Origin of the sequence: Dyella flagellata, assembly GCF_030160275.1 — a bacterium.
GTDB lineage: Bacteria > Pseudomonadota > Gammaproteobacteria > Xanthomonadales > Rhodanobacteraceae > Dyella_B > Dyella_B flagellata.
The window spans coordinates 22,398-37,019 of the sequence record NZ_BSOA01000050.1 but is presented as its reverse complement, the minus strand read 5'-3'; the positions used below and the strand labels follow the sequence as shown (position 1 = coordinate 37,019).

Annotated in this window: 17 protein-coding genes; 3 read left to right on the top strand and 14 right to left on the bottom strand. The window is 63.4% G+C overall.

All coding sequences use genetic code 11. From position 1 onward, the window contains the following. Positions 1-34: 34 nt before the first annotated feature. Positions 35-631, bottom strand: a complete 597-nt coding sequence (locus QQJ96_RS21530; protein ID WP_284334092.1) for a TetR/AcrR family transcriptional regulator — start codon at positions 629-631, stop codon at positions 35-37. 77 nt (positions 632-708) lie between these two features. Here QQJ96_RS21530 and QQJ96_RS21525 point away from each other — a divergent pair, with 77 nt between their 5' ends. Next, positions 709-1,998: an MFS transporter gene (locus QQJ96_RS21525; RefSeq protein WP_284334091.1), complete on the top strand. Its 1,290-nt coding sequence runs from the start codon at positions 709-711 to the stop codon at positions 1,996-1,998. 65 nt (positions 1,999-2,063) lie between these two features. Here the strand turns inward: QQJ96_RS21525 and QQJ96_RS21520 are convergent, their stop codons facing one another. Continuing rightward, a complete protein-coding gene (locus QQJ96_RS21520; protein WP_284334090.1) occupies positions 2,064-2,543 on the bottom strand; it encodes an Lrp/AsnC family transcriptional regulator in 480 nt (159 codons plus the stop codon). A gap of 137 nt (positions 2,544-2,680) precedes the next feature. On the opposite strand from QQJ96_RS21520, the gene phhA reads away from it, so the two are divergent. Continuing rightward, positions 2,681-3,577, top strand: coding sequence for a phenylalanine 4-monooxygenase (phhA, locus tag QQJ96_RS21515; RefSeq protein ID WP_284334089.1), 897 nt, complete (start codon positions 2,681-2,683; stop codon positions 3,575-3,577). A 68-nt stretch (positions 3,578-3,645) separates the two neighbouring features. Here the strand turns inward: phhA and QQJ96_RS21510 are convergent, their stop codons facing one another. From QQJ96_RS21510 to QQJ96_RS21460, 11 genes are all read right to left on the bottom strand, one after another. Then, positions 3,646-4,308 (bottom strand): SGNH/GDSL hydrolase family protein, encoded by a 663-nt coding sequence (locus QQJ96_RS21510; RefSeq protein ID WP_284334088.1) that lies wholly within the window; start codon positions 4,306-4,308, stop codon positions 3,646-3,648. A gap of 42 nt (positions 4,309-4,350) precedes the next feature. Continuing rightward, positions 4,351-5,037 carry an RES family NAD+ phosphorylase gene (locus QQJ96_RS21505; protein WP_284334221.1) on the bottom strand — a complete coding sequence of 229 codons (687 nt, stop codon included), beginning with the start codon at positions 5,035-5,037 and terminating at the stop codon, positions 4,351-4,353. 104 nt (positions 5,038-5,141) lie between these two features. Continuing rightward, complete coding sequence (locus QQJ96_RS21500) at positions 5,142-5,537, bottom strand: MbcA/ParS/Xre antitoxin family protein (RefSeq protein ID WP_284334087.1); 396 nt, start codon at positions 5,535-5,537, stop codon at positions 5,142-5,144. 95 nt (positions 5,538-5,632) lie between these two features. Then, complete coding sequence (locus QQJ96_RS21495; RefSeq protein ID WP_404649095.1) at positions 5,633-7,366, bottom strand: DUF885 domain-containing protein; 1,734 nt, start codon at positions 7,364-7,366, stop codon at positions 5,633-5,635. 5 nt (positions 7,367-7,371) lie between these two features. Next, entirely contained in the window at positions 7,372-9,018 is a 1,647-nt protein-coding gene (locus tag QQJ96_RS21490) for a SulP family inorganic anion transporter (protein ID WP_284334086.1), read from the bottom strand. After that, the gene (locus QQJ96_RS21485) at positions 9,015-9,629 is read right to left on the bottom strand and encodes a ParB-like protein (protein ID WP_284334085.1); all 615 of its coding nucleotides are present in this window, start codon (positions 9,627-9,629) and stop codon (positions 9,015-9,017) included. The genes QQJ96_RS21490 and QQJ96_RS21485 overlap by 4 nt, the downstream gene beginning before the upstream one ends. A gap of 68 nt (positions 9,630-9,697) precedes the next feature. Further along, the gene (locus QQJ96_RS21480) at positions 9,698-10,402 is read right to left on the bottom strand and encodes a helix-turn-helix transcriptional regulator (RefSeq protein WP_284334084.1); all 705 of its coding nucleotides are present in this window, start codon (positions 10,400-10,402) and stop codon (positions 9,698-9,700) included. A gap of 74 nt (positions 10,403-10,476) precedes the next feature. Next, positions 10,477-11,103, bottom strand: a complete 627-nt coding sequence (locus tag QQJ96_RS21475) for a glutathione S-transferase family protein (protein WP_284334083.1) — start codon at positions 11,101-11,103, stop codon at positions 10,477-10,479. A gap of 21 nt (positions 11,104-11,124) precedes the next feature. Then, positions 11,125-11,532, bottom strand: coding sequence for a GFA family protein (locus tag QQJ96_RS21470; protein WP_284334082.1), 408 nt, complete (start codon positions 11,530-11,532; stop codon positions 11,125-11,127). Between the two features lie 21 nt (positions 11,533-11,553). After that, complete coding sequence (locus QQJ96_RS21465) at positions 11,554-11,802, bottom strand: hypothetical protein (RefSeq protein WP_284334081.1); 249 nt, start codon at positions 11,800-11,802, stop codon at positions 11,554-11,556. After that, positions 11,799-12,434: a DJ-1/PfpI family protein gene (locus QQJ96_RS21460; protein ID WP_284334080.1), complete on the bottom strand. Its 636-nt coding sequence runs from the start codon at positions 12,432-12,434 to the stop codon at positions 11,799-11,801. Before QQJ96_RS21460 ends, QQJ96_RS21465 begins: the two co-directional genes overlap by 4 nt. A gap of 149 nt (positions 12,435-12,583) precedes the next feature. Between QQJ96_RS21460 and QQJ96_RS21455 the strand changes: the two genes are divergently transcribed. Beyond that, complete coding sequence (locus tag QQJ96_RS21455) at positions 12,584-13,600, top strand: class 1 fructose-bisphosphatase (RefSeq protein WP_284334079.1); 1,017 nt, start codon at positions 12,584-12,586, stop codon at positions 13,598-13,600. A gap of 26 nt (positions 13,601-13,626) precedes the next feature. Here the strand turns inward: QQJ96_RS21455 and QQJ96_RS21450 are convergent, their stop codons facing one another. Further along, a complete protein-coding gene (locus QQJ96_RS21450) occupies positions 13,627-14,499 on the bottom strand; it encodes a 2OG-Fe(II) oxygenase (RefSeq protein WP_284334078.1) in 873 nt (290 codons plus the stop codon). Between the last annotated feature and the right edge of the window lie 123 nt (positions 14,500-14,622).

The window sequence follows — 14,622 nt, the reverse complement described above, 5'->3', positions numbered from 1 at the left end:
TCGTCCCGGCCAGCGAGGAGCTGCGGGCATCCGCCTACATCGACGCCTCGATCAGCCGCCGCGCTATCACGCCCAGCACATGCGCAGGGCCGCCTTCGCCGAAAGCCTGGCCCGAAACGTAAGTTCCCTCAAGCAGTAACAACAGTCCGTCGGCCAATTCATCCGGATCGCGCGCGCCCATGCCTCGGCACATTTCGCGCAGCCGTTCGCGCAGCTGTTGCTTGCTTTCTTGTGCCACCCGGTGCGCGGGATGTTCAGGCTCGGGATACTCGATCAACGCATTGGTAAGGCCGCAGCCCCGATATCCATCGTGGCTCGCTCGTTGGGCCAGTCGGTCGAGGTAGGCGAGCAGGTGCTGCTTGGGATCATCCGGATGCTCGGCGGCCGGCGCCTCGAAGCGCTCGCAGAAGCGGTGGTTGTAGTCGCGCAGGTAGGCGGCGATGAGTTCGTCTTTGGATTCGAACGCGCGATACAGGCTGGGCTTGGTGACACCGGCCTGCGAGACGATTTCCTCCACGCCGACGGCGCGGATGCCCTCGCGATAAAACAGGTCGAAGGCGGTGTCGCGGATACGGTCCGCCGCACGGCGCGGGGCTTCGGTGGCGGATTGGGGTTTGGGTTTGGTAGGCATGGCGATCAGCGCAGGGTTGACAGTGTTACCGATCGGTACGTATGCTGCACCGAACCCGTACCGATCGGTAACATGACATGACTATACCGCAGCAACGGCCATTCGGCCAAAAGTACGCTTTCGTGGTGATCGCCGTGGTGTTCCTGGCTCTGTTGGCTTCGGCCGGCATGCGCGCCACCCCTGGCGTACTGATGTTGCCGCTGGGCCACGCCTTCGGCTGGAGCCGGGACGACATTTCTTCCGCCGCAGCCGTCGGTATCCTGCTCTACGGCCTGATGGGTCCGTTCGCCGCCGCGCTGATGCAGCGCTTCGGCATCAAGCGGGTGCTGCTGATTGCCTTGGCGGTGATGGCGCTGGCGGCAGCATCCAGCGCTTTCATGACACGCCCCTGGCATCTGTTGCTGACCTGGGGGGTGCTGTCCGGCGCCGGCACCGGCTGCGTGGCGGTGGTGCTGGGTGCGACCGTGGTGTCTCGCTGGTTCAGCACGCACCGCGGCCTGATGATGGGCTTGCTGACCGCCAGCACCGCCACCGGCACACTGATCTTCCTGCCCGGCCTGGCCTTCATTGCCGAATACGCCGGCTGGCGGCCGGTGGTGCTGACCATCGCCGCGGTTTGCGCGCTGTTGCTGCCGCTGGTGCTATGGCTGATGCCGGAACGTCCTGCCGACATTGGCCTGACCCGCTACGGCGCCGCAGCGAATGAGCCGGTGGATGCCGGTGGGCCGGCGGGAAATCTGTTCGTACTGACCCTGGGCACCCTGCATCGCGCCAGCAAGCGCGGCGTGTTCTGGCTGCTGTTCGCCACCTTCTTCGTGTGCGGCTTCACCACCAACGGGCTGATCGGTACGCATTTCATCGCGCTGTGCGGCGATCATGGCATTCCGGAGGTACGCGCCGCCGGCGTGCTGGCGATGATGGGCATTTGCGATCTGTTCGGCACCACCGCATCCGGCTGGCTGACCGACCGTTTCGATCCGCGCAAGCTGCTGTTTGCGTACTACGGACTACGCGGCCTGTCGCTGATGTACCTGCCCTACTCGGATTTCTCGCTCTCCAGCCTGGCCTTGTTCGGCGTGTTCTATGGCCTGGACTGGATTGCCACGGTGCCGCCCACCCTGCGTCTCACCACCGACGCGTTCGGCGACCGCGATGCACCGGTGGTGTTCGGCTGGGTCGTGGCGGGGCATCAGGTGGGTGCGGCGGCGGCGGCCTTCATGGCGGGTGTGTTGCGGGTGCAATTAGGCAGCTATCTCACGCCGTTCGTGATCGCCGGCGCGACCGGCGTGATCGCCGCATTCCTGGCTTTGCGCATTCAACGCCGTCTCGGTTCAAAGCCGCTGGAACTGGTAGGCGAAAGCGGCTAAGCGTAGGCTGGGATGACAATCCCAGCTTACACACGGCTTTCCGATGCTGGGATTGTCATCCCAGCCTACGGGCGTTCCAGTTGGGTCAGCGGCAGGGCCGCCGAGCGTTTTACCGTGCGTAGCACGAAGCTGGAATTCACATCCGCCACGCCGGAGGCGTTGAGCAGGCGGTCGAGCAGGAAGCGCGAGAAATGCTGCAGGTCGGCGACATAAATGTGCATGAGGTAGTCCATGTCGCCGGTGAGCGCGTAGCAGGCCACTACCTCGTCCCAACCGTTCACCCGTTCCACAAAGCGCTCGATCACATCGCTTTCGTGACGGGTGAGCTGCACCCGCACGAACGCCTGCAGGCCCAGCCCTACCGCCTCCGGATCCACCTGCGCGCTGTAGCCGGCAAGCACGCCCTCGCTTTCCATCCGTTGCAAGCGGCGCAGGCAAGCGGAAGGGGACAGATTGACCCGCTCAGCCAGGTCGGCATTGGTAATGCGCCCTTCGGCCTGCAGCACGCCAAGCATGCGCAAGTCGGTACGATCCAGGTTCACCATGCACGATACCTCGATTAAATGACGCTGTGACGCATGATTATTGCGCGAATGGCGCTACAATGCACAACAAAACAAACAAAATGCGCAGGACGGGACGTATTCTATTGACCATCCCGCAAGCTTTTCCGGAGCCGTCCATGGATACCTCCCGCAACCCGCGCCGCGTCGAACACCAGCAGACCGACCGCGGCTACGTTCCGGTCTACGCCACCGGCGTGGTGGAGCAGCCCTGGTCCAGCTACAGCCGCACCGACCATGAGGTATGGGACACGCTGTACAAGCGCCAGCGGGAATTGCTGCCCGGCCGCGCCTGCCGCGAATTTCTGGATGGCCTGGAGCGCTTCGGCATGGGCGAAGGCGGCATCCCCAAGTTCGCCGAGCTCAACCAGGTACTGGGCAAGGCCACCGGCTGGGAGCTGGTCGCGGTGGAAGGCTTGCTACCGGATGAAGTTTTCTTCGATCACCTGGCCAACCGGCGTTTCCCGGTGAGCTGGTGGATACGCAAGCCCGAACAGCTCGACTACCTGAGCGAGCCGGACCTGTTCCATGACCTGTTCGGCCACGTGCCGCTGCTGCTCAACCCGATCTTTGCCGACTACATGCAGGCCTATGGCCGTGGCGGCATGAAGGCGTTCGGCATCGGTCCGGAGGCACTGATGAACCTGACGCGCCTGTACTGGTACACGGTGGAGTTCGGGCTCATCAACACCGACGAAGGCATGCGCATCTACGGCGCCGGCATCGTCAGCTCCAAGGGCGAGTCGATCTACTGCCTGGACGCGACCGCGCCAAACCGCATCGGCTTCGGTTTGGAGCGCGTGATGAACACCCGCTATCGCATCGACACCTACCAGCAGACCTATTTCGTGATCGACAGCTTCGAGCAGCTGTTCGAAGCGACACGGCCGGATTTCACCCCGATCTACGCCGAGCTGAAGCAGCACACCGCGCATGCCGCGGCGGATGTGCTCGATAGCGACCGCGTGTTCAATCACGGCACCCGCGAAGGGTTTGCAACCGGCGCCGATACGTAGGCTGGGATGAAATCCCAGCTTTCATGCGGAAGGCGGTGCTGGGATTTCATCCCAGCCTACGCCGGCGATTAGCGCCCGTGCGCATCCACCCATGGCTTGAGCTTGCTGATCCACAACGCATAGCCCGTGCGGTTCATATGCAGCCCATCCTCGATGAACCATCGCGGCTGTGGCTTGCTGTCCGCCCCTAGCATCGGCGTGAACACGTCCACGTACGTCACCTGCTTCTGCGTCGCCGCGTATTCGCGCACCAGTTCATTCGCCTGCTCGATCTTCGGCAGCAGCGCTGCGCGCGCCACGCTCGGCTTGATCGAAATGAAGGCGATCGCCACGCCTCGGTCGAACGAACGCACCTTGCGCACGAACGCGGCGAAATCATCGCGCACCTGTTGTGGCGTGCGGCCGTCGTACAGATCGTTGTCGCCTGCATACAGCACGATGGCGCGTGGCTGGTAGGGCTTGATGATGCGATCGGCGAAATAGGTGGAATCGCCCAGCTCCGAGCCGCCGAAGCCGCGGTTGATCACTTTCACCTCGGGGAAATCTGCCGCCACCGACTTCCAATGCTCGATCGACGAACTGCCAATGAACAACACTGCATGCTGCGGCGGCGGGTGGGCGCGATCGGAGGTCTCGAAAGCTTCGATTGCGCCGTTCCAATGCGTGTGGGTGTTTTGGGCGTAAGCGAGGCCGGAAACCAGGGCCAGCAACCATGCGAATAGAATCTTCATGAACTCTCCAGTGCGTACGATCCCGGCATCGGGAAAACCCACTCAGCCACGCTTTAGCTCGCTTACCTCGAACACGTTCGCGATGCGTTCGCCGTCCCATCGATAGGTCAGGTGTTGCGCCTGCACGCAGGGCGCAACGGCGTCGGGATGGAAGGCCGCCAGGCATTCACCGCCGCGATGGCGCACACTGTCGTACACGATGCCGTTGGAGTCTGCTTCGCGCAGCCTACGCGCCAGCTTGACGCTATCGGCATAGCTGTCCGGATCGTGCGCTTGAATCCAGCCGCCGCGAATATCGTGCAGCTTGCAGTCGACACTGGTGCGATAACAACGCATCTCGATATCGCAGGCCGGTTCCGCCGTAGCCGCCAGGAATCGCTCGCGGTGGTACACCGTTTCTTCGACCGCGGTGATCACGTTGCGCGCCGCGTAGAACACACCCCAGGTACCGTCGGAAAAACGGCTGCCTTCCGGATTCAGATGGGTGAACGCGGCCATCACCGGTGTCGAGCCCGGTCCACTGATGCGGTGCTCCTTCGGCACCAGGCGCAAGGCGTCGGCTTCCTCGCGCAGGCGCGGATTGGTCATCGCTTCCAGCGCAAAAATCGCATCCAGGTCGGCCGGATTGGCAATGCGGTCGAACAACCCGGCCGGCGGAAAGCGGCTCGGCACGATGCGATAGGCGTGGGTCCAGCGGATGCGGCGAGTAGGGGGCGTGTCGGTAGACATAGACATGGCTTAAGTCCGCGGCGGCACTTCACCGCATCGTTGGTCTGTCCCTGTTCGATGGGGAATGATGCCGGAGCGGCTTCTCGCCGGCTGCGACGGGTTGCTTACCAGCCGCGCTGCGCGTCCAGGTATTGCCGCACTACGTACAGATCGCCCACGTTGCCCGAAAGCATGCGATCGAGCGCCGACTGCCCACCGAACAGCGGCGAGCGATTGGGTTTATGCAGCCAGGCATCGGCCTGCTCGGCGTTGGGAAACAGGATCTGCAGTGCCTTGTAGATGCCGAGCAGATAACTGATGCGCTCCAGCGTGTCGCGCCCCAGCGCGCCGTCCTGGTGGCGCTTCCACTTGTAGAAGGTGGATTCGGGCGGCTCGCCGAGCAGCGTACGCTGTTCGGCGATGCGCAAGTGCCAGCGCTCGGCCATGTTGAAGAAGGCCCGCAAGGCAGGGCCGCTCAGTTCTTCGGCGGGGCTTGGCCGGGTCAAGGCATGGGCTGTCACGACGAACTCTCCCAATAGAGCTTGGGTCAATACTACTTTATTGGTGAAGTTTTTGCCAAGGCTCCGGCGGCGCCGGCTGGGATGACAATCCCAGCCTACGGTTCACGACCACCCTCCGCGATGAACCGGTCGATCCGCTGTTCCAGCAGCGGCAGCGGCACCGAACCCACGGCAAGCACCGTGTCATGGAAGGCGCGCAGGTCGAACTTCGGTCCCAGCGCTTTCTCGGCCTTCGCGCGCAGCTCCAGGATCTTCAGGTAGCCCAGCTCGTAGGACAGAGCCTGGCCGGGCCAGCTGATGTAGCGATCCACTTCGTTGGCGATTTCGCGATCGGACAGGGCGGTGTTCTCGGTCATGAAGTCGATCGCCTGCTGGCGCGTCCAGCCCAGATGATGGATGCCGGTATCGACCACCAGGCGGCAGGCGCGCCACATCTGGTAGGTGAGATAGCCGAAGCGCTGGTAGGGCGTCTTGTAGATGCCCATCTCGTTGCCGAGGTATTCGGAGTACAGCGCCCAACCCTCGCCGTAGGCCGAAATGTAGCTATTGCGGCGGAACGCCGGCTGGTCGCGCTGCTCTGCAGCCAGCTCCAGTTGCAAGGCATGGCCGGGATAGGATTCGTGCAGGGTCAGCGCGGGCATGTTGTAGAGCGGGCGCGCGGGCAGATCGTAGGTGTTGACCAGGTAGACATCCGGGCCGCCACGTCCGGAGGTGTAGTACGGCGCGATGGCATCGGGCACCGGCTCGATGGTGAAGCGCGCCCGCGGCAAGTGGCCAAAGAACTTGCCGAGCTGGCCATCCACCTCCTTTGCCACCCACGCGGTCTTGTCGAGCAACTCCTGCGGGGTCTTGGCGTAGAACTGCGGGTCGCTGCGCAGGAAATGCAGGAAGTCGGCAAAACTGCCCTTGAAGCCGGTTTGCTGCATCACCTCGAGCATCTGCGCGTGAATTTTCTCGACTTGCTCCAACCCGATGCGGTGAATGGCGTCAGGATCGAGATCGAGCGTGGTGTATTCACGGATCTGCTGGCGGTAGTAGTTCTTGCCATCCGGCAGCGCTTCGGCGGCCAGCGTAGTACGTGCTTGCGGCACATATTCCGTGCGGAAGAAAGCGAGCAGTTTGGCGTAAGCGGGAATCACGTCGCGGCTGATCTTCGCGCGCGCGTCGGCCTGGATGGCTGCGGCCGTCACCGTCGGGATGTTCGAAGGCATGTGCTGCAGCGGTTCGTAGAACGAGGTTTGCGTGGGGTCCTTCACGTCCGCGATAGCAGCGATGGACACGTCACGCCCCGCCAGCACCGCCTGCGGCACGCTGAAACCGCGCTTGAGGCCGGCACGCATGTTGGCGATTTCCTGGTCGAAATACGCCGGTACCTGGCCCAGGCGATCCACGTAGCGGCGATAGTCCGATTCGTTATGCAGCGAATCGCTGCCCAGATCGTTGTCCAGCTCGCTCCAGAACGCCGAATCGCTGTTGAACGGCATCTGCCATTGCTTGAACTGCTGGTCGGCGATGAAGTTGCGGATCTGCTCGCGGTAGATCGCGTAGTTCACCTGCTCGGCGGCGGAAAGCTGCTTCGGATCGATCGCATCCAGCTGGCTCATCACCTTGCGCCAATCATCCAGCCGCTGCTGCTGGCGCTTGGCGTCGACCTGGTCGAGGCGGCCGTTGTTCGGCTGGGCTTCGCCGGAGGCGCTGACGCCGGCCTGGCCGGTGCGCCAGGCCCATTCTTTTTCGTAAACCTGCTTGAAGCGTGCATCCGCGCTTTGCTGCGCGAAGGCCGGTATGGTCAGCAGCAGGCCTGCGGCCAGGCAGCCGATCCGAGTGATATTTTTCACTGAGCTTGATTCCCTGTGGATGACGTCGTGGCTAGGGATGCCGACACGGCATCTTCCACGCTCCAATTATCCAATGCCTGTGACGAAAGCTGGGGTAGGGCAGCACGCAGCAGCAGGTTGCGGGTTTCATCCTTCAGGCGCGCCATGCGCAGACCGATTCCTCGCGCCTCAAGCCACGCGGCAAAATCACCCAGCGACTCCAGCGCGGTGCTGTCCAGATCCGGCGATGCCTCCAGGCTCAACACCAGCTGTTTCACGCCGGCATGCTCTTCCACCTGCTTGCGCGCCAGCGTCATGACCGCTTCGGCATTGGCGAAGAACAAAGGCTCTTCCGGGCGCAGGATCAGCATGCCCGGCGGCGGCACCGCATCCTTGTGCTGCGCGATGTCCACGAAATCGTGGCTGCCGGCGAGACGGCCGAGCACGCTCACGCGCGCCGAGGCGAGTTGGCGCAGCAACAGGACCAGACTGAAGCCGATGGCAAACAGCAGGCCGTTGAGAATGCCCACCGAAAGCACCGCCACTACCGCGGCGAGTGCGAGCAAGCGATCGCGCCGCCATTGCAGGTAGGGACGAAAGACCGACAGCCGCCACGACTTGCTCACCGCGTGAATCACGATGGCTGCCAGCACGGCAAGCGGAATGCGTTCGATCCAGCGCAGCAGCAGCAAGACCATCAGCAAGACCGTGGCCGCTGCGATCAGTCCTGCCAGCCGTGATTGCGCTCCCCCGGCCTCGTTGGCGGAAGTGGCGGAATAACCGGCGCCCACCGGCATGCCCTGGCACAAGCCGCTGAGTACGTTGGCCACGCCAAGCACCAGCAGGTCGCGATTCGGTGCCACCGGATCGTTGTGCTTCAAGGCGAAACCACGGATCGAGCTGTAAGACTCGGCATACAGGATCAGCAGCAGCGCCGCAGCCAGTTCCACGCTCGGCAGCCATTGGCCGCTGGACGGCCACACCGGCATGCCGATGCTCAACTGCAAGCGGATCGCACCGGTGAGCGGCACGCCATGCGCTGCCAGCCATTGGGAGGCCGCCACGCCCAGCGCGATCACCAGCAGGCTGCCCGGCAAGCGGCGCAAACGCTCGCAGGCGTACAACACCGCCAGTGCCAGCACACCGGTGAGTAGCGTAATCGCATGCACCTGTCCCGATGTACGCACCAGGTCCGCTACCAGTAGCGGCACGAAGTCGCCGTGCAGATCCGGCCAGCCACCCAGGTGCGGCAGCTGCTTGAGCGCGATCACGATCGCCAGCCCGAAGGTATAGCCGCGCAGCACGGGGCGTGCGATCAGATGCGACAACCCACCGAGCCGAGCCGAGCCTGCGATGAGAAAGCAGATGCCGCCAAGCAACACGAGCGTAGCGGCGACAGCCGCGCGATTTGCCCCGCCGCCAGCCAGCAGCAACGTGCCCGCCGCCAGCACCGCCGCCGATGACGAAGTAGATGAGACGATCGCGAAACGGCTGGTGCCCAAGAGCCCGTAACAGATCAGCCCGACGAACAGAGCCACTACGCCCGCCTGCGGTGGCATGCCGGCGATACCCGAATATGCGACCGCTTCAGGCAACAGCAAGCCTGCTATGCCCAGGCCCGCCAGTACGTCGGTGATACGGGCCGGCGAAACGGCCGTGCTCATTGGATTTGCCCGCTCCAGCCGGGCAGGTAGCCCGCTTCATGCGAGTGCGCGAGCAGTAGCGCATCCTGCAACTGCTTGGAGGTAACTCGATCGCCCTTGAGCTTGAGGTTGCGCCGGTAGAATTCCGCCCACAGGAATTCCGAATAGGGCGTGGCGTCCTTGGAGAAACCGCCGGCCGTGCGCACGCGCGCTGCCAGGGTGCGATAAGGATCGTCGACCATGTCGGTCAGGTTGCGGGGAATCGCGTCGTATTCCTGCCGTTGGCCATGCTCGTCGTAGGGATGCGCCCAGCGGTTGAATTCCATGGTGCGCCAGAACACCTCCGGCTCCAGCCAGGAAAAATCGCGCTGGATCATCACCGGTACTTCCTTGACCGCTTCCTCGCACAGGGCCAGTCCGAGATGGTGGTGATCGACGATGTAGACCTGGTGCTTGGGTCCCAGCACGCCGGGGAACCAGTGCGCGGCCAGCAGCTCCTTGCGCTTCTTCTTGCCGAGCTTTTCCCATTGCGCCCGCTTTTGAGCCACTTCAGCCTTGCCCACGGTCATCTGGGTGGGGCGCAGCTTGGCCGGAGCAATCGACAACAAGGGATGACGCACGCCTGACGACATGAGATGACTCCTGCAAAGGCCCTGGTGGGCGCAGGGTAGCGTAAGAGCGCCGGCAAAGGTTGCTCGGCTTATTCCAGCCCCGAGAAGTAGCCGCGCATCGCCTGCAGATAAGAAGCCAGGTCACGATTGGCGGCACTCTGGAATATTTCGCCGGTGTGCTGCATGCGAGCGATGCGGTCAGGACGGAAGTTGCGGAAATCCTTGCGCAAGCGGCACCAGGTGCCGAGTGTCCATTTGCCGCCCCAGAACGCCAGGCACAGCGGTTCCACGTCGCGCTCGCTTTCGCGGCCCAGCTCGTCCCGGTAGAACAGCTTCAGGACGTTCTGGGCTTCGATCGCCGCATGTAGCTGGTCAATGCGTTCGGCGAACGCAGTGGAATTTTCGTCGCGCCAGATCGGTGCATAGATTCGCGTGCGAGAGGAGCGTTCGCGCAACTCCGGCGGCAGCACCGCCTCGATCTTCATCAGTGCGGCCTGCGCGCCGGCCGCCAGCTTCTCGCCCGCAAAGGCGCGTACGAAGCGCGTGCCGACCACCAGCGATTCGAGCTCCTCGGCGGTAAACATCAGCGGCGGAATGTCCGAGCCCTTGCGCAGCACGTAACCGACGCCGGCTTCGCCTTCGATCGGTACGCCCGAGAGCTGGAGGTCCGCCACATCACGGTAGACCGTGCGCAGCGATACCCCCAGCATTTCGGCGAGCTGGCGCGCCTGCAACGCGGTACGGCGTCCACGCAGGGCGTTGATGATGAGGAAGAGGCGATCGGCGCGACGCATCCACCCATCATCGCCCAGGTCGCGCTTACGGAACAGCGTCCGAAGTCATGCATGACCGTTGCCATCGGCTGATCTCACGCCACATGCCGCGCGACAAACTCGGCGTCCCTGGCCGCAGCACGCTGTATCGCGGGGCGCGTGATCACGCGATCGATGTAGGCGCGGATCAGCGGCGTTTCCGGTACCAGCTTGAACAGTGTCGCCCAGTGCAAGGCGCCGCCCCACAGTACGTCCAGCGCGGTGAATCGTTCGCCGAGCATGTACGGGCCCTTGGCCAGCTGCAGCTGTAAGGTGTTCATGACGTCTTCCCAGGTGCCATAGGGCGAGGTCGACGGGGGCGCCGGATCGCGGTTCAACGAACGGTCAACCAGCGCCGGCTCGAAGCAGGACCCGTAGAAGACCATCCAGCGCAAATAAGGACCGCGCAATGGATCGTTGCCGGCCGGGGCAAGCCCAGCTTCGGCATACAGGTCGGCCAGGTACATGAAGATGGCCGGCTGTTCGGTGATCAAGGCATCGCCATGCCGAATCGCCGGCACCTTGCCCATCGGATTGATGGCCCGATAGTCAGGACCACGCAGCTCGCCGGCCCTGAGATTGAGCACATGGAGCTCGTACTCGGCTCCCAGTTCTTCCAACAACGTCAGCGTGCCGCCCGAGCGGCTGTTCGGCGCGTGATAAAAGACAATCTTCCGGTCCATGTCGTCACCTATGAGGTTGGGTTACAGATGCCGCGTTTCGGCTGGTACGTTCTGCCAGTTGTTGTGGCGCCCATCCGAAAAACGCAGCGGCGCCTCGATCAACTCCGCCGGTTCGGCGTCATCCAGGCAGAACACGTTGACGAAATAGAATTCGCCGCCCAGCACGTCCAGATTGCCCTTGCCGAACGGCCGGATGCCGCAGTGCTTGCAGAACAGGTGATGCATGCTGTGGGTTCCGAACTGGTAATCGCTAAGCTCCGTTTCGCCGTCGATGAGCCGGAATGCTCCAGGCTTCACCACCGTGCCCCACTGCCGCGCCTTGGCGCAGATAGAGCAATTGCAACGTCCCGTACCTTGCGTCGCCAGGTCGATGTCCGCTTCAAAGCGCACCGCACCGCAATGGCAACTGCCGTGATAGGTCTTTTGCATGATCAGTTCCTGGTAATGGATTCAAGCGCCGCTCAAGCCGCCCGACGCCTCATCGGTCGAGCGCGCGCACAAGCTGGTGGAAGCGAGGGCCGGAGCGAGCAGCACCCGCTTGCGTCCGGGCTCGAACACCGGCGTGACTTGCACCACCCGGTTGCCTTTTTGCGGTTTTTCCTCTGGCTGGGCGGGCAGGCGGTATTGCCCATCCATCAACAAGCCCCGCAGATACAGCGGCCGATAAGCGGCCAGAACGCGATCGAAGAAGCTACTCATGTCGTAGATACCTCAGCTGCGCGAATCACTTCGACCGGCTCGCCGGCCAACCACGGCGGCGGCAAGGCGTGCTTGAACAAGCGGTACCAGTGTTCGCGATCGCTGGCGTTGTACAGATCCAGCGTGTGGATGATTTCCCGCGCAAATTCGATGCTGCCCAGGTGGCTGGCGGTGATGACGCCGCCATCGGCCACCGCAAGCACATTGGCGTCGTATTGGTCGTGCCCGGCGTACGCCGCCACTTCACGGCCGAGCTGTCCCGGCCAGTTGCCGGTATGCCGGCAATGCTCCAGCAAGCCGGCACGCGCCAGGGCCAGCACGCCCTGATCGATGGCGGCAACTGGCGCGCCGGCCTCATACACACGCCGCGCAGCTGCCGCCGTCCGTTCCACTTGCGTGGACAACCAAAGATGCCCGCCCGGGACGATCAGCAAGGCGGCTGCCTCCAGGTCCAGCTCATCCACGCTTATATCGGGCAATACCCGCAACCCGCTCATCGAAGTGACCGGCTCGCGCGTGAAACCGGCGCTGCGTACCTCCCATTCCCCCGGGCGACGGATTTCAGCCAGGGCCAAGGCCACCTGCCAATCCGCAAACCCTTCGAACACCAGCACATAGACCGTATCGCGCATGTCCGTCCCTCCGCTTCGATGGTGAGAGCTTGCGCTACCGCTACTGCCAGCGTGTTGTCAGCAGCAAGATGCGCGACGGTTCAGGCGCTCGACTGGCTTCCTTGCGGCTGACCCGGGACAATGGCGGCCCCTTAGCCTGCCGAGCCGTCATGAAGCCCATCTCGCTGATCCAGTTCCTGATCGAAGAACGCCGCGCCGGCCACGTCAACGCCGAGCTCAGCTTGCTGATCGAAGTGGTCGCGCGCGCCTGCAAGCGCATCGCCGTCGCCACCAACAAGGGCGCCATCGGCGGCGTGCTGGGCGAGGCAGGCACCGGCAACATCCAAGGTGAAGCACAGAAGAAGCTGGACGTGATCTCCAACGAGATCCTGCTGGAAGCCAACGCCTGGGGCGGCCAGCTCGCCGCCTGCGCCTCCGAGGAGATGGAAGACCCGCAGCCGATTCCCGACATGTATCCGAAGGGCAATCACCTGCTGCTGTTCGATCCGCTGGACGGCAGCTCGAATATCGACGTGAACATTTCGGTCGGCACCATCTTCTCCGTGCTGCGCTGCCCAGATGGCATCACCAACCCGAAGGCCGAACACTTCCTGCAAGCCGGCACCACCCAGCTCGCCGCAGGCTACGTGGTGTACGGCCCCGCTACCGTACTGGTGCTGACCTTCGGCCACGGCACACACGAGTTCACGCTCGATCGCGAAGTGGGCAGCTTCATCCTCAGCCGCCGCGATATCCGCATTCCGGAGGAAACCGGCGAATTCGCCATCAACATGTCCAACCAGCGCCATTGGGAAGCGCCGATGCAACGCTATGTCGGTGAATTGCTCGCCGGCAAGGACGGCCCGCGCGGCCGCGACTTCAACATGCGCTGGGTCGCCTCGATGGTGGCCGACGTGCACCGCATCATCACCCGCGGCGGCGTGTTCTTCTATCCGCTGGATGCGAAGATCAGAGCCAAGGGCGGCAAGCTGCGCCTGATGTACGAGGCCAATCCGATGGCCTTCATCATCGAGCAGGCCGGTGGCGCGGCCACCACCGGTCGCCAGCGCCTGCTCGAACTACAGCCGACCGGCTTGCACCAGCGCGTGCCGGTGTTCCTGGGTTCGAAGCACGAAGTGGAAGTCGCGACGCATTATCACGTCGAAGCGGACAGCGCCCAGGCCTGATATCGGCGGACCATCCCAGCCTGCGATTACGCGGCAGCTTCGCCGTAACGGCGCTGCCGCATCCACTTGGTCACGATCCATTTCTCGCCGCGCGTCACCGGCGAGCCGCCGTGCAGGGTGAGCTTGTCCAGCTGGTCGTTGCTATTGGTGTATTCGAAATAGACGGCCGAGCCCTGCTTCGGCACGACTTCAAGGCCGATCTCGGGGAAGATGGTGGTGCCGCCTTCTTCCACCTCATTCAAGTACATCACCATGGTGGAGACGCGTTGACCACCGATGGTCATCTGCACCTGGCTGCCGGGGTCTTCCGGCGGGAAATAATCGTAATGCGGCTTGTATTCACCGCCGATGCCATAGTGCAGGATCTGCAGGCCTTCGCCGTTTTCCACCGGCCAGTTCATCACCTCGGAAATGCGCCGATCCAGACGGGCGATGAAGGGATCCGCGTTGAGGGTGAAGAAGGTGCCTTCGCTACTGCGGTCGGCAATCACTTCATGCTTGCCGGTCATCGGGTCCACGGTGGTGGAACGGCGCATCTTATCGGAGGAGCGGCGGATCAGCTCGTCGCATTCTTCAGCACTCAACACACCATCGAGCACAGCGATCATCGGGCGATGCATACGCGTGACCACGCGCACCTCGCGATCGAAGGTGCGGATCAGGTTGCCGGCATGCAGTCGCGGTGTTTCATAAGCGTAACCATGCGCGGACTTGGCCTGCGTCTGCGTGGGGGCGACGAAGGGCCCTTGCATGACACCGTTGACCGCGGCTCGCGCGAACACCGGATCGAAGTGATTGCGCACCATGTCGTCGATCAGCGATTGCGGAGCGCAGCCGCGTGCGAGGTTTTCCTGGATCCAGTTGTGCCACTCGGGCGGCAGGTGCGTGATCGCATTCATCGCAGATTCCTTGGGTCCACAGCGCAGTCGATTCGGTACCGGCTCGCACCGCTAAGCGTGACAGGGCGGCGCGCAGGCGATTGTGAACCTGTTGGGCGGGGAACGGCGAGCCCTCTGCCTGCT